The organism is Salinimonas sediminis, from assembly GCF_003429285.1.
GTDB classification, from domain to species: domain Bacteria; phylum Pseudomonadota; class Gammaproteobacteria; order Enterobacterales; family Alteromonadaceae; genus Alteromonas; species Alteromonas indica.
In genome coordinates this window covers 2088852-2113692 of the sequence record NZ_CP031769.1, presented here as the reverse complement: position 1 = coordinate 2113692, position 24841 = coordinate 2088852, and the positions used below count along the sequence as shown (strand labels likewise).

Sequence of the window (24841 nt, the reverse complement as noted above, 5' to 3'; positions counted from 1 at the left end):
TGTTGTCGTTAGTGTACTTTATATGCAAAAAGGGCTGGCTTTTACACCAGCCCTTTCGCTAAGTTTTTATTATTTATGATTAATCGCGTACTTTCCGGTATTCAGCATATCGTAGGTAATGTTGGCAGCCTCGTCCAAAAACGGGTCCAGCTCTTCCAGGCTTTCTTCCACTTCCTCGGCCAGGTCATCAACCTTGGCTACCGGCTCTTTACCCATTCTGGCAAGTCGCTCATTCACTCTGGCTAAATTCTGTTTTTCTTCGCGGTCTTTTTCAGCCACGCGCTCAGATTCAACCAACGAGATATAGTCTCGCTCTTTTTTCTCTTTATAATCTTTAATATCTTCATACAGATAACCGAATTCGGGGTTCTGCATAATGCGCTTGTTATGTTTGGCAGTCAGTACATCAAGAGCACTTTGGCTATCAGCAAAAGTGGCATAATTGGCCCGTTCGATACTATCCCAGGGCAAGGCGGATTCTTCCTGACTCTCACCCCATTCCGCCGGATCTATCGGCGAAGGATACTGGATATCCGGTACCACACCCTTGTGTTGTGTGCTACCACCGTTAATGCGATAAAATTTAGCAATCGTAAACTGCACGCTACCTAACGGGTTTTCATACAGATCATAAATTCGGCCTAATCCGCGGTGTTGCTGAACGGTGCCTTTACCGAAGGTTTGTTCGCCAATGATAAGCGCTCGGTTATAGTCCTGCATGGCGGCAGCAAAAATCTCAGATGCTGATGCACTGTACCGGTCTACCAGCACAGTTAGTGGACCATCATAAGCCACATTGCCATCGGTATCGCGGTTAACACTGACTTTACCTTCGCCATAGCGAATCTGTACTACCGGCCCTTTTTCAATAAACAGCCCGGTGAGCAACGTAGCTTCCGTTAATGAACCGCCACCGTTACCGCGCAGATCGACTATTACACCTTTAACATCCTGGGCTTTTAATGCTTCAATTTCCTTGTTTACGTCCGCATGCAGGTTGTTATAAAAACTCGGAATTGTAATAACACCCAGTTTTTCCCCCTGATGCGGTCCGGTATCCGGCACATAAACTTCAGATTTCGCAGCGCGATCTTCCAGTTTAATTTTATCGCGAGTAAGCGCCACCACCGACATTGATTTGCTGTCGCTGGCCCCTTTTTGAACCTGCAAACGTACCGTTGAGCCTTTCGGCCCTTTGATAAGATCGACTACTTCATCTAAACGCCAGCCGACGACATCGACAAACTCTTCGTCATCCTGAGCTACCCCAATAATTTTATCTTCTGGTTTTAAACCATTGGATTTATCGGCAGGGCCACCAGGCACGATACTTTTGATGACAGTAAAATCATCTTCGCTTTGCAATACTGCCCCGATGCCTTCAAAAGACAGGTTCATCTCCATTTGGAAGCGATCGGCATTACGCGGCGACAGATAACTGGTGTGCGCTTCGATGGTACGAGCAAAGGCGTTCATCACAGTTTGAAAAACGTCTTCGCTTTGTGTCTGTTTTAACCGTTTAATTGCCCGGTTATAACGCTTGGTAAGCAACTCTTTTGCTTCTTCCCAGGTTTTACCCGCCAAAATCAGATTCAGCGCATCGTATTTAACCCGTTGACGCCAGATTTCATCTAATGCTTTTTCTGACTCAGGCCAATCAGCCTCTTCCCGGTCATAGTAGAACTTGTCACCCACTTTTTCGAAATCAAACGGCTTTTCCAATTGGGTCAGCGCATATTCGAATCGTTGTAAACGACGCTCCGAGGTTTGATTGAAAATATCGTAGGCAACCTTTAGGTTGCCACGGGACAGGGCTTCGTCAAAATCATCACGAAAATGGCTGAATTGCTCGACATCAGACTTAAGCAATACCTGCTTGTTGCTATCCATTGCTTTGAGGTATCGCTCATAGACCTGTTCTGATAGGGCGTTATCCAACGTGATTTCTTTGTAGTGCGCGCGGGTAAATAATGCACTTACCCGCTTAGCAGCAACACTATGCTGTGACTCCTGAACAAGGATGGGAAGCTCCTCTACATCAGGGGTAGTGGTGACAGCACCGGCGCCTACTCCAAGAGTAAGAAACGCACTAGCAATAGAAATACGAAGGATATCTTTCATTTTACGACCTCTTGGAACTTGCCAAACGTAAAGCGTCGGAGTTTACTTTCACGACCATGCCGCTATCGAGCTGAACATGAATTCCGTCTTTGGCAACTTCAGTAATTACAGCAGGCATAGGTGCCTTACCCAGTTTCACCGTCACTTTTGTGCCAGGGTGAAGATCAGCCTCAGACAATTTTGCCGGGGGTGTCTTCATTGGTCTGCCAGTTTTCGGTTTAGTTCCTTTGCTCGTCTCACTACTGCGGTTTTCCCCACCCGTTTTTGGTGGCGAGCGCCGAGGCGGACGTTTTTCAGCGTCGCGAGGCTGTCGAGCTTTGCGTTTTTCAGCCGCTTTCGCTTTACTTTCCTGCAACTGCTGACTTGCATGGTCAGCATGTTCTTTTTCAATTTGCGCATCGTTGTTGCCGTCAAGGTCAACGCGATACGCGCCTTCTTTGATGCTATGCAGATAACGCCAGCTATTAGTGTAATGACGTAAAGTTGACCGTAGCAGGGTTTTGCTTACCCGTTCATCATCTTCAAGTCGTTCAGCCAATTCCTGAAATATGCCAATTTTCAGCGGGCGGGCTTCGCCTTCGGTGGAGAAACAGTTAGGAAAACGCTCGGCAAGATAAGCGATGACTTCTTTACTGTTAGAAAACTTCTCTGGTGCTTCCATTAAATTTAACGCTAGTTAGTAAAATTCCGAATTATCCGCATCATCCCAAGTTGCCAGCGTGTGGTCAACCCAATCAAGCAATTCGTCGTCGTCTATCTCCAATAAACTGCTATTTTGGTGCCATTGCTCCCATGTGTAGTGCAAAATTCGTTCAAGTCGGTCGGTTTCGATATCTTCTTCCGCGTGATCATACATTGCGTGAAGAATAAAATTTAACCGTTCTGCCGCCTCCGAGGGGTCCTCATGGTACTCCCCCATGTCTTCGGGTGTGGCCAGCACCACATGAATATCGACATTATCTTTCATAACTGAGTTTCTACCAGCGCATTTGCAATCGCGGTCAGCCCTGCTTCATCTTCACTGTTAAAGCGGTTGAAGTCAGGGCTGTCAATATCCAATACGCCCAGTAATGCACCATTGACCACCAATGGAATAACTATTTCTGAATTGGATGCTGCATCGCAGGCTATATGGCCATCAAAAGCGTGGACATCGTCTATGCGCTGGGTGGTTAAGGTCGCGGCGGCAGTCCCGCACACCCCTTTCCCCATCGGAATTCGGATGCAGGCCGGCTGTCCTTGAAAAGGACCTAGCACCAACTGCTCTTCTTTATATAAATAAAAACCTGCCCAGTTTACGCCGTCAAGTTCGTTGTACAGCAGCGCACTAATATTCGCCATATTGGCAATCGTGTCCGACTCGCCACTTAGCAGCGCTCGCGCCTGTTGCTCTAAACGCTGATAAAATGAATTCAACAAAGTGGATAATCTCCGTAGTTATTGGTGTTCCAATGCAAACGTTGCGCTAACGGTTGCTTCGATATGCTGTTGGCCTGGCATTGCAGGGCCACTTTCCGCCATCATCATTTTGCTTCTTCCGGCCGCCATTACGATCCCTGAGTGATGTTCGCTGATGGTAATGACCGGTCCGACACTCGCGCCAAGCTCTTGCGCTAATAGTCCGGCTCTTGATTTTGCGTCTTTGACCGCATTTATCAAGGCCTGCTGATAGGCTTTTTGCTGATTTTCAGTTCCCAGTTCAAATTGACTAATACGGGTCACCCCGCGTTTCAATGCGCCATCGATGATACGATCGTAATGATCCAGGTCGTTATGCACCACCGTGACTTCACGGCTTAACACAAAACCTTTTTCTTCGCGGCCCTGCGGCCCTGACTCATACCACGGGTTCAACCTGACCTGCATGGAGGCTATATGCTCGGCTGCTACCCCTTCATCAAGTAAAAAGCGGCTTAACTGGCCAAGATCGTGTTGCAACTGGCTATTGAGTTTGGTGAGGGTGGCGCCCTTTTGTTCCAGCACAAATGTCACCGTGTAGGTATCAGGTACTACCTCTACCGTCCCGGTGCCATTTACTTGTATCTGGGCCTGGGCGACGGTTGGTGCTGTTGCTGTCTGAGCACTGGCTGCAGCCATCGGCCCCATAAGCAGACTTATACAAGCGATAGAGAAAAAGCGTTTAGGTAACATAGTGCATCCTTTTACGGTATATTTATGCTGACTGTTTAGTCCTGAATTAATTGTTTCCTTCTGCGCCAGTCTCGGCCCTGCCGAGGTGTTTATGCGACACGAGAAGGTTCGCCTTTAAGGTGCCGCTGGCAACATGAACAAGCCCTGAATAGGGTATGAATAGATTATCCGAAAAACCAGTAACTTACCCCTATTGCCGCGGTGATACCGGCGATATCTGCGGCCAGACAGCATGCCACGGCATAGCGCGCATGTTTGATGCCCACGGCCCCCAGGTACACTGCCAGCACATAGAATGTGGTTTCGGTGGAACCTTGCAATACCGAGGCTAACCGTCCAGCGAACGAATCTGCGCCATGGTGCTGCATGGTTTCAATCATTAAAGCGCGCGCCCCACTGCCGGAGAGGGGTTTCATCAACGCGGTAGGCAGACCATCGACGAAACGGGTATCCATACCTAACCCCGCAGCCACCGCGGCTAACCCACTGGCCAGCGCGTCCAATACACCGCTGGCACGCAGCATACCAATTGCGATTAACATTGCCAGCAGAAACGGAATCAGTGAGATAGCAACCTCGAAGCCCTTTTTCGCGCCCTCGACAAACAACTCATAGGTATTTAGCCCCCGTCTATGCCCGGCTACCAATACCACCACGATAAAGGTAAATAACAGGCCGTTGGCCAATATTGAAGACTGATTTGCCAGTTCGCTGGCCGCAATACTGGAAAAGTACACGACTACCGCGGCTAATAATGCAAATGCCAGGCTTAAGTACAGCAATATAATACGGTTAAACAAGTTTATTTTTTGCACCATCGCGGTTACCACCAAGCCGCTTAGAGTAGAGGCGCTGGTGGCCAGCAATATTGGTATGAATACATCGGTGGGCTGCACCGCGCCCTGCTCTGCGCGATACAAAAATACGGCAATAGGAAACAAGGTGACCGAGGAGGTATTTAGTACCAGAAATAATATCTGGCTATTAGTAATCGTGTCGGCTTGTGAGTTAAGGCTTTGCATATCCTGCATCGCTTTAATACCAAATGGAGTGGCGGCATTGTCTAACCCCAGAATATTTGCTGCCATATTCATGGTAATACTGCCCAGCGCGGGATGGCGGGCCGGGATGTCTGGCATTATGCGGCGTAATAGCGGAGACAACACCCGGGCGAGTTTATCTACCAGACCCGAGCGTTCTGCTACCTGAAATATACCCAGCCAAAACGCCAGCACACCGATTAGTCCAAGCGCAATCTCTACGCTCAACTGGGCCATACTGGTTACCGCCGTCATCACGGCTTCAAAACCACCCGGCTGCCCGCCCCATAAGGCTTGATAGCAGGTTGCTATGAACGCGATTAGAATAAACGACAACCAAATTCTGTGTATCATAACTGCTTGTATACCCAACGTATTTAGTTCAGTGTATCAGAGCTTTTTCATTTTTTCGCTAATTCAGGGTATACTCTTTATCGCAAGCCCCCAGGCTTTCCACTCCACTAGCAAGTTCAGGGCCTTGCCTTTTGGATAGCAAGCTTAAAGCCTTGCCAAGGAACAGTTTATGATAATGGTCATCACGGGCGATCTGGTACGCTCAACGCAACTAGACACAGTAGATTACCAACGCACCATTCGTGCGTTGCAACATTATCTTGATGCGTTGTCGAAGCAGTATGAAACGGTTCATTCACTCTATCGGGGCGATGGTTTCCAACTGGCTGGCTACGCCACTGACCAATTGCCCGTTATATTGCTTAAAATAAAGCTGTGGCTGGCTTCGGGAGAAGATATCCCGGCTATTCACTGTACTTTGTCAGGCGCCTGTGGCGAAGGTGCGCTCAGTGGTCGCGACCCAGGTATGAATAGTGGCCCGGCCCTGATCACCTCGGGCCGCACGCTAGAAACGTTGCGTAGCGCCCAGCTGATGTTACACATACAAAACTGCCCACAGCAAGAAGCGGTGGCGTTATTGTGTAACCAGCTAAGTTATATTCTCAACCGTCTGAGTGCCCGCCAAAGTGCGTTATTGTATGAGTACCTGAACGCCGGTTTTCCAACGCACCAAGCGCTTGCCCAAACCCATGATACTACCCGGCAAAATATCAGTGAACGACTAAAAGCCGCCGGGGCAGACCTGTTGCCTGAATTTATCGGGTTTGCCCAACAGTGCTGTCGTCAGTCTTGTGGAGCGCCCCAATGAGTTTGCTATTATTATTATTAGCCGCCCATTTTATCGGTGATTTTTATTTACAACCTACCCGCTGGATAGCGAACAGAAATGCCTATGGAGCCCGTTCGCGCGCGCTCTATATGCATACTGCTGTACATGGTGTACTGGCCATACTAGCACTGTACACCGCTGGCTTACCGTGGCCTGCCATCGCAATATGGAGCGCTGTCATAGCCTTAAGCCACGGCGTAATTGACTGGCTTAAAGCCGGCCATACCTCAACCCAAGCCTTTGTACTTGATCAACTGGCGCATTTGCTCATTATTACAATAGTGACGGTGATAGTAACCCCTGTCGCGCTGGATACCTTGCTGGCCAGCGCAAGTAAATTACGACAGCCGCACGTGTTGATTTATATTGTGGGGTACCTGGTGGTGTTGCAACCTGCCAGTATTTTCATCGGCCAATTACTGGCCGGCCATGCCGCCAAACTGCAAAATATGGATAGCCAGAGCCTGGGAACGGCCGGGCGCTGGATAGGCTACGTAGAGCGGTTATTGGCGTTATCTTTTGTGTTAGTTGACCAATACACCGGGCTGGGTTTTTTGGTAGCCACAAAAACTGTTTTTCGGGTTGGCGATTTATCGAAAACCAAAGACATGCGCTTAACTGAATATATGATGCTCGGCACGCTAATCAGTTTTGCGATAGCGCTTATTATAGGCTGGGCTCTGCTAGCCTTCCCCCGTTAATAAAATGGCGGAACAGGGTGGACGCCAGATCGCATTAAACACCATTAGCGATATAGCTTAGGGCGCCCGCTTAACCGGGCGCTCTCATCGCGCTAGCGCACTACCTTGCCAAGACTCGCGATACAATGGTCTATATTACGATCTTTACAGGCATAGCCCATTAACCCTATCCGCCATACTTTGCCTGCCAGTGCCCCCAAACCAGCCCCGATTTCTAAATTAAAATCGTTGAGCAAACGAGCCCGGGCGGCGCCATCATCCACCCCTTGCGGAATACATACCGCGTTCAGTTGCGGTAGACGATAGGCTTCATCAACGGCAAACTGCATACCCAGCGCGGCTAAGCCATCCCGCAATTTCACATGGCCTTGCTGATGCCGCTGCCAGGCTTGTTCCAGCCCTTCTTCGTGCAGCATCAATAATGATTCATGTAACGCATATAAGCTATTGACCGGCGCAGTATGATGGTAGGCGCGTTTGCCGCCCTGGCCCCAATATCCAACAATCAGGTTCATATCTAAAAACCAGCTCTGTACTGGGCTCTGACGCTGTTGAATGAATTCTACCGCGCGTGGACTAAAAGAAACCGGCGACAACCCAGGCACGCAACTTAAGCACTTTTGTGAGCCCGAGTACACCGCATCAATACCCCACCCGTCCACATCGACTTCTATGCCGCCTAACGAGGTAACCGCATCGACTATACTTAAACAATCATATTGTCGGGCTAACTGGCATAACGCCGCAGCATCATTGCGCACGCCGGTAGACGTTTCAGCATGAACAAACGCTACAATGCGGGCATCGGGGTGGGCTTTTAAGGCATCTTCCACTTTATTCAGGTTAGTTTGCTGGCCCCAGGCATCTTCAACTTTGATGGCCTCGCCGCCACAGCGAATGACATTTTCTACCATACGCTGACCAAACACACCATTTATGCAAACGATGACCTTATCGCCAGGCTCTACCAAGTTCACAAAACAAGCTTCCATACCCGCAGAACCTGGCGCAGACACGGGCATAGTCAGGGAATTACGAGTTTTGAACGCATATTGTAATAAACTTTTGATGTCGTCCATCAATTGAATAAACAACGGATCCAGATGGCCCAGAGTTGGCCTGGCCATGGCATTAAGGACCCGTGGGCTCACATCAGATGGGCCCGGGCCCATTAACGTCCGTTCAGGTGGTATAAATGTGCTATGTGTCGCCATGTGCTCGCCCTCGCAATTAAGTGGCTGCCTGAAAAAGCAGAAAATAAAAAAACAGGCAACAATGTTACAACATATTCACAAGACTACAATTGCCGATGGCGAACATTAACGATATGAATGCTAGCAGGAGTTAACAGTAGGCTTTGGGGCGCATTTCCCCCGTGCGTTGCTCCCAGGGCGGGCGCATAATGTTACCGCACAGACCCCAATAGCAACTGATCAGACCGGTCGTAAAAGGCTTGTTAAGCAGAGGCTTATTGTTTAATTTATGGGTTAGCTAAACGGTTTCAAAAAAAATTCATAATAATTTGTTTATAAATTGAACAGTTTTGATCTATTATTATCTTCCGCTGTAAGTAATTTGCATGAACTTCTCCCTATGCAAAAGTTAGCGCACGGCTCAGCAATGAGCCATTCCCCTAGGCCCGGAACGAAAGCTCCGGGCATTTTTTATGGCCCAAACAGCGTCAGTCTTAAGCAGTTTCAGACATTTTTCGCATCATACCCTCTTGCATTGTCGAAGCCACCAGCTCCCCCTGCTGATTAAATATCTGCCCTTTCACGATACCGCGGCTATTGCCGGAAAACGGGCTTTCCATGGCGTAAAGTAGCCAGTCGTTCAGATTTACCGGCCGATGAAACCACATAGCATGATCAATAGTGGCAATGCGTAATCCTTTATCCGATACGCCTATGCCATGGGGTTGTAGAGCTGTACTTAGAAAATGGTAGTCAGAAGCATAGGCCAGCGTAGCCTGATGTAACCCTAAATCATCAGCCAGCGGTTCGCGGGCCTTCAGCCACACATGACGAAATGGCTCACGGGCTTTTGCCCTGAATGAGTCTGCAGCATCGACTGTGCGAATATCGATAGGTTTATGATAGCTCAGCGCCTCTTGCATACCCGTAGATAAACGCTCGAAGTTTTTCTCATAAAATGTCACATCCGAGTCCAGTGTAGTGGGATCGGGCACCTTTGGCATATCAGCGTACTGATGAGACATGCCGGCTTGCTCAACCTGGAACGAGGCGGTCATATAAAAGATATTTTTACCATCCTGGATAGCTTTAACACGACGGGCCGAAAAACTGCGGCCATCGCGTACCACCTCAACATCATAAACTACTGGCTTTTTGGCATCGCCAGGCAGCAGAAAGTAGGTATGAAAAGAATGCACTACCCGGTCCGGCTCCACTGTACGATACGCTGCAGCGAGGGCTTGTCCCAAGACTTGTCCGCCAAACAGCGCCCGGAAGCCTAAATCCCAGCTTTGGCCGCGAAACAGTCCTTGCTCAATAGGTTCCAGTTCAAACAATGAGGACATTTTAACCTCAGCCATGATGGTTCACTCCGTATTATTTATTTGTCGTGGGTTACGCGGATAATAACGCTCCGGTAACTGCGCTTTGTGTTCAAAAAAACGGGTATCTTTATAGGGTAATTTCATAAAGCCTGAAATCCCCAGCCCGGTAATACTGGGCACCTCTGCAACAATGGCGTCCAGTAATTGCTCAAAAGTATGCTGCTGAGTATGGTCAAGCAGCATATAGTAATTATGAATTTTTAAGTGCGTTGGCAATGCTTCAAAAATAATGCAGCCGGTGTGATGAATGGTATTAAGTTGTGCCAATAAGGCCATTAAGCTGGGGGGCAAACGCAGCAGTTCGTCTGGATCCTCGCCATCTTCAAAGTAAGAGTGGATACGGCTGCTATCTTCGGTAACCGACACCCGCGACACTTCAAAAGTAATATGACACTTTTCTGGAGGCACAAACGGACTATATTCATCTGCTCGCTCAATATGCAGTGTGTCCTTTGCATTGAACATACAACACTTGAATACACCACTACGGTGAATAGCCCGCGCCAGACTGATAACATTATTGACTGATTGTTCAAAGGCGGCTTTGGCAGGCGCGCTATACAGATTCAAACTGGAATCAACATAAATACCTTCAGGCTCCCAGCGTATAGCCATTCCACCTACTACGGGATATTTTCCCAGTCGGCTGACTGCGGCAATAAAGGCTTTTTCGGTTTCGCCCATCCCCATCAGATAATTTTTGTAATAACGTTCAAACTGAGCATCATTGATATAGTTAAGTTCATTATCAGCGATATCCTGATGTTGCCGTAAATACGACTTTCGCGAACTGTAAACGACCGTCTCAATCTCTTTGGGGTGCTGACTTGCCCAACAGGGGATGAGGGGTTGATAAGTCATATTACTATCCCCCGCGAAAACCATTTGCTGCAATACGTGTAAATGCGCAAATAGATAATCACCGCCGCGCCGTCGTTCTGCCGGGTCATCGCTTAACATGTGGGTAAGAATACCGGCCAGCAACTTGGGCAAACCCAGCGCATTGGGGGTGATGACCTTACGGCCAAACCGGCTCGACTGACCTGAGGCCAACGCATATACGGTACTGGCCAGGCCTTGCTCGTCGAATCGCGGCGAAGATAGCGCGCCGTTGAGCTGCTCTTCACCAATAAAATAGACGTCGCCGAGCCGTGCATTGGTCTGCTGCATGTCTGCCGACATGAGATCCATTACATTAGCAGTGACAAACTGCCCATCAACATCCACCTGGGCAAACACAGATGAACCCCAGTCTATAAGTTGTAACGTTTCGCTGCGGGCATCCCACATCAAATTCGATGGCTTAATATCTCCGTGAACAATAGGTTTGGGTAAATCCTGATAGGTGTGCTGACGCAGGTGCTGCAGTAAGCGGGCAATCTGCACCGTTATTTTAACCACGATACGGGGCGGTAACGGCCCATGCTGAAGACTAACCTGTTCCAAATCCTGGCCGGGCGCGCGCTGCATAACCAGGATGGCCTGTTTGCGTACCCGCTGGAATTCGATAAGCGGCGGTACGTGGGAATGCTTAACCTGCGACAACATATAAGCTTCATCTTCCAGACGATCCTGTACATGCTGGGGTAACGTGATACGAGAAAATTTAAAGACATGTTGCTGCTGGGCTGGACCATTACCAGCAAACACAAAGCCGAACGCGCCCTTCCCAATAAGCGCGATATGCTGATAACCCAGGACCGCAAGTTGCCGGGTACACAAGGTCACCCAGTCTTTAAGTTTTTTTGCATCAGCATGGCTTAGCAAATAAACCGACTGTTCTTCAGGAATATAAAAATGCTTAAGCGCGCGCGGCTGCTCCATTATGGCGCTTCTTGTTTTAACCAGTCCAGTGAGAAACTCGCCGACGCTGACAAGTATCCGGTCACTTCTTTCATAGCCTGCGTAATGTGCTCATCCAACTGCCAGGCGGGGTTAATAATACACACGCCCGACCCGTACATGCCGGCATCATGAGTATTATCGGCCACGGTCAACTGCGCCGTGAAGCAGGTACTGCCCATACCGGCCAACGTGTCCAGCATCTGCTGGCAAGCGGCGGCTTTATCAGCGGCTCGTTCAGACAATAGCGGATACCACACCACCACCTGTGCATTCGCCCAGCGTTGCAGCATTTTATCTACTGTTTGGCTAACCGTTTTATATTCGCCGATTTGTTCATAAGGAGGGTCAATAAGCACCGCTCCCCGGTTGGGTGTGGGGGGGGTCATAGCAATGAGACCCTCAAGTCCGTCACGATGATGTACGTGAATGCCTTCATGCCCGCTGTTATAGACACATTGCTGCAACGGCGCTATCTCTGCCGGATGTAACTCCATTAAATGCGCCTCGTCCTGGGCGCGGATAGCTTCGGCCAACAACCGAGGAGAACCGGGATACACCCCTGCATCCCAGCATGGCTGATTAAAACTGAGGTAGTCTTGCAGCAAAGCACTCACCGCGTGGATACCATCCAGCGCGCTCATACCAGAAGTATATTCCTGATTAAGCTGCGTCTGTTGCGCACTTAATGGGTATTCACCCGCACCGGCATGCGTATCGAATAGCACAAAGGGTTTGGTTTTGCGCTTCAGATGTTGGATAACGCCAAGCCAGGCGATGTGTTTAAGAATATCGGCATGGTTGCCAGCGTGAAAGGCGTGACGGTAACTAAGCACGTAAAACCCTGATCAAAGATTGGTTAAAGGGGGTATTTTACCTGTGCTGCACGAAAATAGACAGGGGCCTATTGAGGCCCCTGCGCGCTAGCTTGTCCCTTTTGGCAAGCGCGAGTGGGGTTAGCGTAGGTGGGCCAGCATCGCAGTAGGGTTCATTAAATAATGGCACCACAAGTTATTAAACTTAACCATGGTGGCGCCATCTACAATACGATGATCGCCAGACCAGTTAACCTGCATAATGTGTTGGGCTTCAACCTCATCATTGGCATTAAAGCGAGGTAAACGCTGGGTTTTACCCAGCGCTACAATAGCTGCTTCAGGCTTATTAATAACCGGGGTAGCGGTTATCCCGCCCAACGCACCGATATTAGAAATACTGATGGTGCCCCCTTTAAGGGTATCACCGGCAATTTTTCCGGCCCGCGCCTGCTCAATAATATCCTGCATCTGGCTGGCAATATCGAATAAGCTCAGGGTTTGTACCTGCTTGATATTGGGTACTAACAAGCCGATTTTTGAATCCACCGCGAAGCCAATATTATGATCGTCAAAATAACGCAGCTCGGTGACATCGTCATTAAGCTGACTATTTAAGATCGGGAACGCGTTTAGTGCCAGCGACAAGGCTTTTACAAAAAATGGCATAAAACTAAGTTTTACGCCCTGTTCCGCAAACGCTGGCTTTAACTGCTCACGTAGGGCTATCAAGGCATCCATGCGCAACTCGTCACTAACAGTAAAGTGTGGAATAGTTTGCACCGAAGCAGCCATTTGTTTAGCCATGGCGGCGCGTACGCCCCGCACTGCCTCAACCCGATATCCACCCGCTGACGAAACTGCGCTATCGCTTGATGAGGCTGTTGACCGAGCCTGTCCACCAGCAGCGTCGGTATCGCCGCCTGAACGCTGGGCGGCCGGTGGCTGATAATTCACCACATCCTGTTTAAGAATGCGGCCTTTTTTTCCACTACCGGTTAGCTGGGTAAGATCAATCTGCTGTTCTCGGGCTATCCGGCGCACCGCTGGGCTGGCCAGAACGCGCCCCGGGATTGCTACAGGCGGTTCAAATTCGCCATCCGGCCAGTGGGTGTCTGCCGCAGCCGGGCTAGCGGATGGCGTAGCCTGTGTAGTAGAGCGCGCCGACGGCGCTGGACCAGCAGTATCGGCTGGCGCCTTCGGCGTAGCGGCGCTGTCGGCGATGGTCAGACAAAATAACGGTGCGTGGACCTTGGCAATATCGCCTTGCTGATAATAAAGCTCACTCACGATGCCGGCATGCTTTGCCGGTATTTCGACTACCGCTTTATCCGTCATTACTTCAACCACAGGTTGATCTTCGGTAATGGTATCGCCTTTTGCAACATGCCACTTGACGATTTCGCACTCCACAATACCTTCACCAATATCAGGTAATATAAAGTCCTCAGTAGTGTCAGAGCCCGTCTTATTACGTGCGCTCAGGTCGCCCTGCGCTGGTGCAGATGTTGTGCTCGGCTCATCGGCCTCTGGCAGGCTTGGAATCTCGGCGGTGTTGTGCTGCGCCGGCTTACCCTCGTCACTTGCCGGAGTCGCCTGCTCATCGTTAATCTGCATAGCAAATAATGGAGCATGCACCTTTGCAATATCGCCCACCTGGTAATGCAAGGTCAGCACTTTGCCGGCATGCATTGCCGGGATCTGTACCGTCGCCTTATCCGTCATCACTTCAGCCACCGGCTGGTCTTCTTCAATAATGTCGCCTTCTGCCACCAACCACTCAAGCAGTTCACACTCAACGATACCTTCGCCGATATCCGGTAAAATAAATTCCGTCGTCATTGGTTGCCCCTAGTACTTCAGTGTACGTTTGATAGCTTCATACGTTTTATACTGGTCTGGCATATATTCTTTTTCATGTGCCAGCGGATAGGGTGTATCCAATCCACACACCCGGGCCACCGGGGCTTCCAGATACAAAAAGCATTTATCCTGAATGGTAGCTGCGATCTCGCTGGCAAAGCCGCCGGTCAGGGGCGCTTCATGATTGATCAGTAAACGCCCGGTTTTCATCACCGACTCAGCCACTGTCTGTGCATCCCAGGGTGAGATAGACCGTAAATCGACAATTTCACAGGAGATGCCATCTTCTAAGGCCATCTCGGCAGCTTGCTGTAATATTTCGATTTGGGCCCCCCAGCCTAACAGCGTAATGTCAGTGCCCTCTTGCACCACATCCGCTTTGCCTAATGGCAGCTCATAATCCTCTTCGGGTACTTCGCTGACCGATGCCCGGTATAAGCGTTTAGGCTCCATGAACAGGACGGGATTATTATCTCGAATAGCGGCAAGTAACAGGCCCTTTGCTTGATAAGGGTTACGCGGTACCACTATTTTGAGCCCCGGACAGTGGGCAAAAAAGGCTTCGGGCGACTGGCTATGATAAAGCCCCCCGGCTATCCCACCCCCATACGGCGTACGGATGGTCAGCGTACCGCAGGAAAACTGGCCCCCAGAGCGATAGCGAAACTTAGCTGTTTCGTTAACTATCTGGTCAAAGGCTGGAAAGATATAGTCAGCAAACTGAATTTCCGCGATAGCGGTTGAGCCCTGCGCCGCCAGACCGTTGGCAAAACCAATAATACCCTGTTCTGTTAAGGGCGTATTAAAGCACCGCGACTTACCAAATTTTTCCTGTAAATTGCTGGTCGCCCGAAATACACCACCAAAATGCCCAACGTCTTCACCAAACACCATCGCCTGCTTATCCTGTTCCATGACGGTAACCAGTGCGTTATTGATTGCCTGTAACAAATTCATTTTGGCCATTACTTGTTTCTCCCGGCGGTTTTAGGATACGCCTGCGGGTATTTCTCGATATGTGCTTTAAGCTCGTCCATCTGGTACTGCAAGTGCGGCGGCACCTTGTCGTAAACATCGGTAACCATGTCATCAATAGGATTAACCGGTATTTTTTCGGCCTCTTTTAATGCCGACAATACAGCCTGTCGCGACTCATCAATAAGCGCTTTGTTAGCCGCTTCATCGAACCATCCTTTATGCTGCAGCCACTTAGCCATACGTTGGATCGGATCTTTAAGCCGCCATTTGTCTTCTTCATCACGAGACCGGTAGCCGGTAGGATCATCAGAGGTAGAATGCGCCGCCAAACGGTAAGTCATCGCTTCAATTAATATCGGGCAGCGCTCACTGAGTGCCAGTTCCCGCGCTTTTAATGTTGCAGCGTACACTGCCAGCGGATCGTTGCCGTCCACCCGGATAGTCTTCACTCCATAACCCAGTCCGCGTGAAGCAATGCCGTCACCGGCAAACTGTTCCTCAGCCGGGGTAGAAATGGCGTAGCCATTATTACGGCAAAAGAAAATTGCCGGGCAGTGTAATACAGCAGCCATATTCAGGCCGGCATGAAAATCACCTTCTGATGCTGCTCCTTCACCAAAATAACAGATAGTTACGGCATCTAGGCCGGCCATTTTTTGGCCGTAAGCATAACCCGCGGCCTGGGGTATCTGGGTACCTAATGGTGACGATATGGTCATGAAGTTAAGCGCTTTATCGCCGTAATGAATAGGCATTTGGCGGCCTTTATTCGGGTCCTTTTCATTACTGAACATCTGATTCATGAATTGCGCGGTGGTATAGCCGCGATAGGCCAAAGCGCCCTGCTCACGGTATTGCGACATGATCATATCCTGAGGCTGCAGCGCCGCTGCGCTACCTACTGCCGCCGCTTCTTCACCTGTTGACGCCAGATAAAAACTGATACGGCCTTGGCGCTGCGCACCAATCATCCGCTCATCCAAAATACGGATATATTCCATTGTATCGTAGATTTTGCAGGCCACCTCCTGCGTGATCTCAGGTTCCTCGGCCTGTTCATGAAGTGTGCCGTCTGGTTTGAGGACTTGCAGCATAGGTATATCTATCAGGCCATTTTCAATAATATGCACCTGATGAGTGGTTGTGACCCGTGCCAGATGATTTCTGTCTTGCACTGTGAATCCCTCTTGTTATAGGAAGGTTAAAAACCTTTTACCGAATAGAACCTATGCTAGTTCATGTGGGCTTTACACACCTTGCTATTTTACTAACGTGCAGCACGATTGCTGCAATATGTATCCTCAAAACAGGCCAATAGTAATGATGTACGTCCTGCATCTTTACATAACATTAAACTTATACAGGCAATTGACTAACATTTACTCAGCGTTAGACTGCCATCCCATACGCACCTACGTATTACGATGTATACAAAAGAAAATATCCCGATATGGCAGGGGTTTCATGATTCGTTCAGAATAAGGCTGCTATTATCATCATTACTGAAGTGCTCAAGACAGCTGGGCACCTGTAGCCGGAGAATGTGTGTGAAGTTATCGTCATTATCTTTTGTTGCCATTGGCCTGTTGTATGCCAGCGCCGGCTCCGCCGCGCCGTCAGCGAGCACTATCCCGGCGTTATCGGGTATACCGGTTTCTATCAACAAGTCCGCTGCCAAAAACCAGCAGCTAACTCCCGTTACCGGGCCCGCGGCTGCGCTTGCGGACAGCAGCGCTGACAGCCAAATATATATCGTGCAGTTTGATGATCTGCCGGTGGCGCGCCAGCCGGGACTACGCAATGCGAGTCCACGCAGTGTTTCTGCCACCCGTAAGGGCCGAAGCATGCCCCGGCTAAACCCGCAGCATGCCAGCGTTCAGGCATATCAGCGACAACTTGAACAAACCCAGCTGCAACAAGTTGATAATATTACCCGCCTGGTTGGCAAGATAGAGGTAGTAAGCCGCTATCAGTACGCCCTCAATGGAATGGCGATTAAAGCAACGCCTGCTCAAATTAGCCACATTCGCCATATGCCTGGCGTTCAGCAGGTACACCTTGATTATAAACGTAAGCTTAACACCGATACCGGCCCGATATTGATTGGCGCCCAACCGGTATGGGAAGGTCAGCTTGACAATGGCGCGGCGGCCAACCTTGGCGAGGGCATTACAATTGCCGTGCTGGATACCGGTATCAATACCGACCACCGCTCTTTTGCTGACGTCGGCGATGATGGCTACGACCACACCAACCCATTAGGATCCGGGGTTTATTTAGGTGACTGTGCCCAGCAGTATCCCGACCTGTGCAATGATAAATTAATTGGCGTTGTAAGTTACCCCGATATTACCAATGCTTATAGTGATGCTGAGGTGTTTACCCCTGAGCTGGCCCCTACCGGTGAGGATTATAACGGCCATGGCTCGCATGTGGCCGCTACCGCAGCAGGTAACGTGTTATATGAGGTAAAAGAGGTTTTCCCCGATGGCGGGGCCCAGGCTAGTGATGGCATAGAATCAGGCTTTGTCTACTCCCGCATTTCCGGGGTAGCCCCTCATGCTAACCTGGTGTCCTACCAGGTATGTTTACCGGGCGAAACAGATGATACCTATAATGGCTGTTATGACTCCGCCATTGTTAAAGCTATCGATGATGCGGTTGCTTCCGGGGTGGTAGATATTATCAATTTTTCAGTTTCTGGCGGGGGCGATCCCTGGAGCGGCGCGGTGAATACGGCCTGGCTGAATGCCCACGAAGCCGGCGTGTTTTCCAGCCACTCTGCTAGTAATGATGGCCCTGCTACCTATACGACCGATAAGCATGCTCCCTGGTTAACGGTTGTGGGCGCCAGTAGCCATGGCAGACTGATTGATTATTCTAAGCAGCTTACCAACTTTGAGGGCGGCTTAACCCCGCTGTCACCCATTACCGGTTCGAGTAATACCGCAGCGCTGTCCGGCGCCATTGTTTACGCTGGAGATTATGCCAACGCCAACAACCCTGGCGCCGACCCAGCGCAATGTCTGGAGCCCTATCCTGCGGGAACGTTTGATGGCCAGATTGTGGTATGCGATCGTGGCGATATTGCGCGGATACAAAAAGCTAAAAATGTCCAGGCCGGTGGCGCCGCCGGCTTTGTTTTAGCCAATGTAGCAGATGGGGCTGATAATTTGGCTAATGACACCTACGTGATTCCGGGAATTCATATCACGGCGGCGGATGCCTCGCGGTTACGAGACTGGTTAGCGTTGGGTAGTGGGCATAGCGCAACCATTACTGCCGCTACCGGCGGTATTACTATCGATGATGATCAGGCTGACATTATGGCGGATTTTTCTTCCCGCGGCCCCAACTCTTCGATCAGCACGCTTACCCCCCATCTTACCGCCCCCGGCGTTGATGTATACGCAGCATTTTCAGATGAGCATTATGGCCATGACGAAACCGGCCCTGCACCGGCTGATTTTGCTTATCTTTCCGGTACCTCAATGGCTAGCCCTCATGTTGCCGGGGCCGCGGCCCTGGTAGCCAACGCCCACCCTGACTGGTCGGTCGATGAAATTCGCTCAGCCCTGATGATGACCGCCAATACTGCAGTAACCACTGATGGCCAGACGCCGGCTGACTGGTTTGCCATGGGAGCCGGTCGGGTTCAGGTAGATGATGCCATTCGTGCCTCACTGGTAATGCATGAAACCACCGCCCGCTATACTGCCGCTAACCCTGACCTGGGCGGCGAACCGCGGGCGCTGAATATGCCTGCGGTGGTCGATGCAAATTGCTTCACTACCTGCACCTGGACGCGGACGGTAACAGCCACCCAAAGCGGAACCTGGAGCGCCCAGACTCAGTCACTTACCGAGGCCTTTGAGCTTACCGTGGTACCGGCCAGTTTCACTTTAAGCGAAGGCCAGACTCAACAGCTCACGATTACCATGAACGCCGCGGCGCTACAAAATAATGTCTGGGGTTATGGGACGGTAAGGTTAATCACGGATAACAGCCCTGAACTGCATATTCCGGTGGTGGGTTTTGCCAGCAATGGTACGGTACCCGATACCGTCAATATCGAAGCGCACCGCAATTACGACAGTTACGTATTAAAAGATATTTTCACTGTCGACATTGAAGATTTCGCGGCCACCGCTTATGGCTTGGTGGCGTCCACTAAAATTGAAGATCGTCTTGCTGCTGATAGCAACAATAGTTCGCTATTCGATGATATCGCAGATGGCATTTACACCCATACTGTGGTGGTAAATGAGCAGGATATCCGGCTCGTAGCAGAGGTAACCAATGCCAGTTCCCCCGATATTGACCTGTATCTTGCACGGGATGATAACGGCAACGGGGTACCAGAAGAAAGTGAGCTGGTAGCCCAAAGCACGGCGTTTGATTCGAACGAGTATATCAGCCTGGAATATCCGGCCGCAGGTACCTATTTTATTTTAGTACAAAATTATGCCGGATCCGGCGCTCAGGCCGATGACTTCACGTTACATTATGCTGTAGTCGACAATACACCAAGCGATAACTTTAGCGTAGAAGGCCCGGCTCAGGCTGCTGCAATGGCCGAATTTGATTTGCGGTTATTCTGGCAATTACCTGATGCCCAACGGGATGAACGCTATTACGGCGCATTTGAACTGGGCAGTAATAGCGATAACCCCAATAATATTGGTTTAACCCAGGTTGATTTAGTGCGCGAGCAAGACGATGTCTATCTCAGCTCCCCAGCACCGGGACGTTATAGCGTAGGCGATGTCGTAGATTTTGCGGTTAATGTTATTACCAATGAAACCACCGAAGATCGTCGCTATGCCATCAGCGCTGTTTTACCAGATACCCTGCAACTGGATGCTGACTCAGTAGGTTCTGGTGGCGAAGTCACAGGCAACACCATTTCATGGGATATTCTGCAACCGTCGGTCCAGCAACCCGATGCCTTGTTTGCCGTTAGCCAGGCGCAAAACGATAACCAATGTGCGCTAACGGCTTCATCAATAGCGCAGTCTTCGGCTAAAGCCTATACCTTTGATACGGCAACCGACTACGCCAGCTTTGCTGTTAATATGCGCTACCTGGACCAGCCGGTAAGCCAGCTCACTGTGGCGCGAAACGGTTTTGTGAGTTTTGCAGATGAGCTAACCGCCGGCGCCCGCCTGGCCGCGCAATTGCCTTCCCCCGCCCTGCCAAACGCGGTGGTCGCGCCGCTCTGGGCACAGTTGGACAGCGATGAAATGACCAGCGTATCGGTTCAGCAAGGTACTGATGCCATACTCATCACCTGGCAAGATTTACTTGATGTAAACAACAACAGAGCGAGCATGCAGCTATGGCTTGCCCAACTGTCCGAGTCGTCGGCCAGTGCTGGCAGCCGCGCGATGCAGCAGCAATCCGCCCAGACTACGCCAACGCTGGTGGTACGGTATTTAACGGTAGCCGACAACACCCATGGGGTAGCGGGCTTTGAAGACTTCGAAGGCAAGCGTGGCATGGGCTTTTCGCTCGCAGATTATGGCGTAAGCGAGGGCAGCGCCGTGTGCTATTATCCTCTAAACGCTGAGATTCAGGTGGTAGCCGACCTTGGCTTTTCAGCACAAATTAAAGCGGGCGCCCCGGTGGGGCCTTTTGCTATCAATGTTACCTCCCAGGTCACCAACATTGAAGGCACTGAATCAGAAACTGCTGCACTGTATAGCGGAGTGCAGGTAGAAGGTTCCCCTGAAGTTACCATCAATGGGCGTAAACAGGCGGCTTTGTCGGTGTCCGGTAGACAAACCCAGACGCTTAGCGCCGAGGCTTCAGATCCGAATAATGATACATTGCGGTTTGTCTGGAGCGTACCGCAAAACAGCGCCCTGACACTGAGTAATTCCACTTCCAGTACGGTATCATTTACCACACCGCTGGTAACGAGCCAGACCCAATACACGCTGACTGTCACGGTAACGGACAACTACGGCAATAGTGATTCCGCCGAAGCGGTAATTACGGTATCGCCGGAACAGACCGTAGCTAATTCCTCAAGCAGCAGTAGCTCTGGTGGCGGCGCGCTTGTATGGGTATTTCTATTGCTGCCCATAGCGCTTTGGCGCCGACTTAAGCGGCAGCGATAAACCCATGGCAGGTCAGGTTGGTGCGCTGGTTACCCAGGGTGCTGGCTTGGCCCGACCCAACGATGGCTGTGCCGATAGATTTTGTTGTTAAAGGCCGGCAAGAGTAACCACCAGCAGACCTATTTTGCATTGCCACAGGGCATTACGCAGCATGTGGTGGTGGGGGTAGCGTTAGTCTTTTGAAATGCTAAAAGCTTCACCCTGTGACTGGTAGGTAGACGGTTTATCAACAGGCTGTGCCAGATAACTGTGCCGTAATCTAGGCACCAATAAATCGTCTAGCCGCGCAGGTTCGTTGATTGTCGGGTCAAGCCAGCGCTGAACGCTGTCATCTTCGGTACTTAAGATTAACGGGCTTGCTTTGGTATGGACCGCCCCGAGTTTTTGGTGTGGTGGCAAGGTCACCACAGAACAGGAATACTCAATGGTAGCCTGACCATCTTCATCGACCCCCTGCCACTGCCGGTATAGGCCTCCCATAGCCAACCCCGTGGGCGGCTCGGGTACCAGATCATGGTAGTATTTTTGGCTCCCCCGAACTAACGTCTCCCCGAAACCATGGGCGGGAATAATACAACGTTGCTGCCGGTAGGCGCGATAACCTGCACTGCCGGGTTTGTTAAGCTTGTCATAACGGGTGTTGAAGGAGGTATAGCGCGACGGCTTGAAGGTTAGTCTATCTGGCTGCTCATCGGGTTCAAGCAGCAACCACCATACTGCGTTGCGCATAACCCGTACGTTGGACGGTTGGCCATGCGCTTGACTGCCGGTTGGCTGGGCAAATACTATCGATACCGTTTGTGTAGGCCTGACAAAGCGCGCAAATTGCATACCCTGTGCTGGCCACAAGGCGATATCCAGTTGCTCACAAAGGGCCTTAACGCCCGCTGAGTCAGTAATATTCAACCGTCCGCACATACGCACCTCTAGGTATTTATTGATGGAAGTTTTATGCTGCCGATTTTATAGCGCCGTTGTAATTTGGCGCAAATCCGGGTTAGCCCAAACATACTAAGCGTTACGCGTTACAATGCAATGCGGGGGACACCTGCGCCTGACCGAGATCGTACACCCCAGCCAATGTCCCGCCCCCCTCGTTACAAAACGCGGTGCGGGCGTCCACTTTCCAGGGCTCGGGGCCGCTGGCCAACATCCGCACCGGACGATGTACACCGTTGACTCATTGTACCAACGTGAAACCACGCCAGCACGCACTATTGCGGTGCTCGTATTGCTTTGCTTTGGTTACCGTCTCCGGGTTATCGTCATCCCCGTTATCGAAGCTTAAATGCCATACCTTAAGCGTCCACCCTTGAGTGCCATAGCCCCGGTTAGCCTATCCTCAACCAACACCCTCTTAGCAGAACGAATGCACAGCCTACTTTGCTCAGGCGTTTCGGCGCGCACAGTGCTTTTGCCTAGATCTCACTGATTGGGAGGTTAGCCCCTGATAATACGTAGCGCTATAGCCTGATGCACTTTTGCCCGGTTATCAAGCTGGATTATCCGCTAGTGCTGGAACCAAGGGTGAAGCGAGAGGTGGTGGCATCCGATCCGCCTGCCTATCAGCCTTTTTGCGTAGTAAGGGCAGTTTTTTGCGCACCCGGCTGGTAGGGGCTGAAGGCTATTTACCAGAAGGCTGTTTTCTAGCTCAAGGCTGTATAAACTTAAGGTGGTATAGGGCGAAGGCGGCGAACAGCATTGCGCCGCTCCTTCGCCACGCCCTTCTCTTGCTGGCTGTCAGGAGGGAGAATCTATACTTCCCTCGCCTTCCTTTTTAAAATCAGGTTCAGGCGGCTGTTGTGTGTTTTCATCGGGGTAAGTTGATTTGCTTTGATGACTAACGAGGTCGAGCTCGTCATCATCGTCGGCGTCAGCGGCAGCCTGTCGAGTTAGCGCATCAGGCAGTTTTTTATTCGGTTGTACACCGAGTTTACGAAACTGCTCGATTTGCCTGACCAGGTTGCCTTTACCTGTTGAAAGTTTATTGAAGGCCCCATCAAAATGCTTTTGCGTCGCTTCCAATGATTTGCCAATTTTATCCATGTCGGCAACAAACCCGGTGAATTTATCGTACATCCGCGCCGCCTGGCTAGCAATGCGCTGGGCATTCTGATTTTGGTATTCGTACTGCCAGATATTGTTAATTGTCCGTAACGCCACCAGTAAATTCGTTGGGCTAACCAACATAATGTTGTGGTTGAGCGCCATGGTCACCAGTTCCGGATCTGCTTCTATTGCCAGTAAGAAGGCTGGCTCAACGGGAATAAACATCAACACATAGTCGAGGGTTCGCAGCGCATCCAACTCTTGATAATCTTTTGCGCCAAGCCCTCTTATATGGGTTCTTACCGAGGTCACATGCTCTTTAAGCCAGCGCTCCCGGCTTACTTCGTCAGCGGCGTTAAAGTAGCGCTCATAAGCCGATAAGCTCATTTTAGCATCGATAATCACGTCTTTATCGTTAGGTAAGTGCACCACTACATCAGGCTGTTGCAATTTGCCTTCACGGGAGCGGGCCGACACCTGGGTTTCAAATTCGTGCCCTTCGCGCAACCCTGATTCTTTAAGAATACGTTCAAGCACCACCTCGCCCCAATTCCCTTGCTTTTTGTTATCGCCTTTAAGTGCCATTGTCAGCGCTGCAGCTTCTTCGGTTATGCGTTGGTTGAGCGCTTTTAGCGAGACAATTTCGGTTTTAAGGGAGGCTCGCTCCTGGCCTTCACGGCTATATTGCTCGCTGACCTGGCGTTTAAAACCGTCAATCTGTTCTTTGAGTGGGGTTAACAACGCATCTAAACCGGATTTATTAAGCTGGCTGAATGACGCACTTTTTTCACTGAAAATGCGGTTGGCAAGATTTTCAAACTGGGTTTGTAAGCGCTGCTCCGCCGCTTCCATCAATTGCAGCTTTTCTTCACTGGCTTGTTGTGAAGTGGTAAATGTAGCCTGCTGCGCAGTGAAGCGGGCATTAAGTGCTGCCATTTCATCCTGCAAGGTGCGATAGCTATCCTGTAACGCTGTATGGGTTTGTTCCAGGCGTTCCAACTGAGTGGCCTTGGCCGTTAATTCGCCTAGCTGCGTTTGCGTATGGTAAAGCTTTTCCTGATAACGGTTAGCTTCGTCACGGCTATCGTCTAACTGATGTTGCAATTGTTGCTCGGTATAAGCAGCCTGCTGCTGTAATAACGCCAGTTGCTGTGCTACGGCCTGGTACTGCTGATGACTTTTACGCCGGGCGACGGTCGCGCCGATAAGCATCCCGATACCCATACCGGCGAATAGTGCAGCAACCAGTATGCCGGCTAACGTCATATTTACTTCTAACATGGTAATCCAGTGAGAATAACTAAAGGAGGTAACACGTGCCCCAATTCAATACAAAAACGGGCACCTTCAGGCGCCCGTTGTGTTATAACCAGGAGTTTGCTCAACGCGCTGTCGGCG

Annotated in this window: 18 protein-coding genes; 3 read left to right on the top strand and 15 right to left on the bottom strand. The window is 50.4% G+C overall.

Annotated elements, in window-relative coordinates; all coding sequences use genetic code 11:
• Window positions 1–69: 69 nt before the first annotated feature.
• The 6 genes from prc to D0Y50_RS09395 form a co-directional block, all read right to left on the bottom strand.
• Entirely contained in the window at window positions 70–2121 is a 2052-nt protein-coding gene (prc, locus tag D0Y50_RS09420; RefSeq protein WP_108568033.1) for a carboxy terminal-processing peptidase, read from the bottom strand.
• A 1-nt stretch (window position 2122) separates the two neighbouring features.
• A complete protein-coding gene (gene proQ / locus D0Y50_RS09415; RefSeq protein ID WP_108568032.1) occupies window positions 2123–2782 on the bottom strand; it encodes an RNA chaperone ProQ in 660 nt (219 codons plus the stop codon).
• A gap of 15 nt (window positions 2783–2797) precedes the next feature.
• Complete coding sequence (locus D0Y50_RS09410; protein WP_108568031.1) at window positions 2798–3088, bottom strand: hypothetical protein; 291 nt, start codon at window positions 3086–3088, stop codon at window positions 2798–2800.
• Window positions 3085–3540 (bottom strand): GAF domain-containing protein, encoded by a 456-nt coding sequence (locus D0Y50_RS09405; RefSeq protein WP_232366491.1) that lies wholly within the window; start codon window positions 3538–3540, stop codon window positions 3085–3087. The genes D0Y50_RS09410 and D0Y50_RS09405 overlap by 4 nt, the downstream gene beginning before the upstream one ends.
• Before the next feature lie 18 nt (window positions 3541–3558).
• Window positions 3559–4272, bottom strand: a complete 714-nt coding sequence (locus D0Y50_RS09400) for an SIMPL domain-containing protein (protein WP_108568030.1) — start codon at window positions 4270–4272, stop codon at window positions 3559–3561.
• 164 nt (window positions 4273–4436) lie between these two features.
• On the bottom strand, window positions 4437–5666 hold the full coding sequence (locus D0Y50_RS09395) for a nucleoside recognition domain-containing protein (RefSeq protein ID WP_108568029.1): 1230 nt from the start codon (window positions 5664–5666) through the stop codon (window positions 4437–4439).
• A gap of 169 nt (window positions 5667–5835) precedes the next feature.
• Here D0Y50_RS09395 and D0Y50_RS09390 point away from each other — a divergent pair, with 169 nt between their 5' ends.
• Together D0Y50_RS09390 and D0Y50_RS09385 are read left to right on the top strand one after the other, a co-directional pair.
• Window positions 5836–6474: a hypothetical protein gene (locus D0Y50_RS09390; RefSeq protein WP_117316624.1), complete on the top strand. Its 639-nt coding sequence runs from the start codon at window positions 5836–5838 to the stop codon at window positions 6472–6474.
• Window positions 6471–7196 carry a DUF3307 domain-containing protein gene (locus tag D0Y50_RS09385; protein ID WP_108568027.1) on the top strand — a complete coding sequence of 242 codons (726 nt, stop codon included), beginning with the start codon at window positions 6471–6473 and terminating at the stop codon, window positions 7194–7196. The genes D0Y50_RS09390 and D0Y50_RS09385 overlap by 4 nt, the downstream gene beginning before the upstream one ends.
• A gap of 92 nt (window positions 7197–7288) precedes the next feature.
• Here the strand turns inward: D0Y50_RS09385 and D0Y50_RS09380 are convergent, their stop codons facing one another.
• From D0Y50_RS09380 to D0Y50_RS09350, 7 genes are all read right to left on the bottom strand, one after another.
• Window positions 7289–8410: a pyridoxal-phosphate-dependent aminotransferase family protein gene (locus D0Y50_RS09380; RefSeq protein ID WP_170145477.1), complete on the bottom strand. Its 1122-nt coding sequence runs from the start codon at window positions 8408–8410 to the stop codon at window positions 7289–7291.
• Window positions 8411–8883: 473 nt separating this feature from the next.
• On the bottom strand, window positions 8884–9750 hold the full coding sequence (gene tesB, locus D0Y50_RS09375) for an acyl-CoA thioesterase II (RefSeq protein WP_108568025.1): 867 nt from the start codon (window positions 9748–9750) through the stop codon (window positions 8884–8886).
• A gap of 6 nt (window positions 9751–9756) precedes the next feature.
• A complete protein-coding gene (locus D0Y50_RS09370; RefSeq protein ID WP_117316622.1) occupies window positions 9757–11598 on the bottom strand; it encodes a serine/threonine protein kinase in 1842 nt (613 codons plus the stop codon).
• Window positions 11598–12452, bottom strand: coding sequence for a 23S rRNA (adenine(2030)-N(6))-methyltransferase RlmJ (locus D0Y50_RS09365; RefSeq protein WP_117316620.1), 855 nt, complete (start codon window positions 12450–12452; stop codon window positions 11598–11600). Before D0Y50_RS09365 ends, D0Y50_RS09370 begins: the two co-directional genes overlap by 1 nt.
• Window positions 12453–12572: 120 nt before the next feature.
• Window positions 12573–14273, bottom strand: a complete 1701-nt coding sequence (locus D0Y50_RS09360; protein ID WP_117316618.1) for a dihydrolipoyllysine-residue acetyltransferase — start codon at window positions 14271–14273, stop codon at window positions 12573–12575.
• 9 nt (window positions 14274–14282) lie between these two features.
• Window positions 14283–15260, bottom strand: a complete 978-nt coding sequence (locus D0Y50_RS09355; RefSeq protein WP_108568021.1) for an alpha-ketoacid dehydrogenase subunit beta — start codon at window positions 15258–15260, stop codon at window positions 14283–14285.
• Complete coding sequence (locus tag D0Y50_RS09350) at window positions 15260–16447, bottom strand: thiamine pyrophosphate-dependent dehydrogenase E1 component subunit alpha (RefSeq protein ID WP_117316616.1); 1188 nt, start codon at window positions 16445–16447, stop codon at window positions 15260–15262. The genes D0Y50_RS09355 and D0Y50_RS09350 overlap by 1 nt, the downstream gene beginning before the upstream one ends.
• 372 nt (window positions 16448–16819) lie before the next feature.
• Here D0Y50_RS09350 and D0Y50_RS09345 point away from each other — a divergent pair, with 372 nt between their 5' ends.
• The gene (locus tag D0Y50_RS09345) at window positions 16820–21394 is read left to right on the top strand and encodes a S8 family serine peptidase (RefSeq protein ID WP_170145476.1); all 4575 of its coding nucleotides are present in this window, start codon (window positions 16820–16822) and stop codon (window positions 21392–21394) included.
• 171 nt (window positions 21395–21565) lie between these two features.
• Here D0Y50_RS09345 and D0Y50_RS09340 read toward each other — a convergent pair whose 3' ends face one another.
• Window positions 21566–22312 carry an SOS response-associated peptidase family protein gene (locus D0Y50_RS09340; RefSeq protein ID WP_108568018.1) on the bottom strand — a complete coding sequence of 249 codons (747 nt, stop codon included), beginning with the start codon at window positions 22310–22312 and terminating at the stop codon, window positions 21566–21568.
• 822 nt (window positions 22313–23134) lie between these two features.
• Complete coding sequence (rmuC, locus tag D0Y50_RS09335; protein WP_117316612.1) at window positions 23135–24724, bottom strand: DNA recombination protein RmuC; 1590 nt, start codon at window positions 24722–24724, stop codon at window positions 23135–23137.
• Between the last annotated feature and the right edge of the window lie 117 nt (window positions 24725–24841).

Excerpts from the sequence above, each read along its gene's own strand:
- D0Y50_RS09385 (WP_108568027.1), top strand. The coding sequence starts at position 6,471 with ATGAGTTTGCTATTATTATTATTAGCCGCCCATTTTATCGGTGATTTT.
- D0Y50_RS09360 (WP_117316618.1), bottom strand. The coding sequence starts at position 14,273 with ATGACGACGGAATTTATTTTACCGGATATCGGCGAAGGTATCGTTGAG.
- D0Y50_RS09410 (WP_108568031.1), bottom strand. The coding sequence starts at position 3,088 with ATGAAAGATAATGTCGATATTCATGTGGTGCTGGCCACACCCGAAGAC.
- D0Y50_RS09340 (WP_108568018.1), bottom strand. The coding sequence starts at position 22,312 with ATGTGCGGACGGTTGAATATTACTGACTCAGCGGGCGTTAAGGCCCTT.
- D0Y50_RS09370 (WP_117316622.1), bottom strand. The coding sequence starts at position 11,598 with ATGGAGCAGCCGCGCGCGCTTAAGCATTTTTATATTCCTGAAGAACAG.
- D0Y50_RS09380 (WP_170145477.1), bottom strand. The coding sequence starts at position 8,410 with ATGGCGACACATAGCACATTTATACCACCTGAACGGACGTTAATGGGC.
- rmuC (WP_117316612.1), bottom strand. The coding sequence starts at position 24,724 with ATGTTAGAAGTAAATATGACGTTAGCCGGCATACTGGTTGCTGCACTA.
- tesB (WP_108568025.1), bottom strand. The coding sequence starts at position 9,750 with ATGGCTGAGGTTAAAATGTCCTCATTGTTTGAACTGGAACCTATTGAG.
- prc (WP_108568033.1), bottom strand. The coding sequence starts at position 2,121 with ATGAAAGATATCCTTCGTATTTCTATTGCTAGTGCGTTTCTTACTCTT.
- D0Y50_RS09400 (WP_108568030.1), bottom strand. The coding sequence starts at position 4,272 with ATGTTACCTAAACGCTTTTTCTCTATCGCTTGTATAAGTCTGCTTATG.
- D0Y50_RS09395 (WP_108568029.1), bottom strand. The coding sequence starts at position 5,666 with ATGATACACAGAATTTGGTTGTCGTTTATTCTAATCGCGTTCATAGCA.
- D0Y50_RS09355 (WP_108568021.1), bottom strand. The coding sequence starts at position 15,260 with ATGGCCAAAATGAATTTGTTACAGGCAATCAATAACGCACTGGTTACC.
- D0Y50_RS09390 (WP_117316624.1), top strand. The coding sequence starts at position 5,836 with ATGATAATGGTCATCACGGGCGATCTGGTACGCTCAACGCAACTAGAC.
- proQ (WP_108568032.1), bottom strand. The coding sequence starts at position 2,782 with ATGGAAGCACCAGAGAAGTTTTCTAACAGTAAAGAAGTCATCGCTTAT.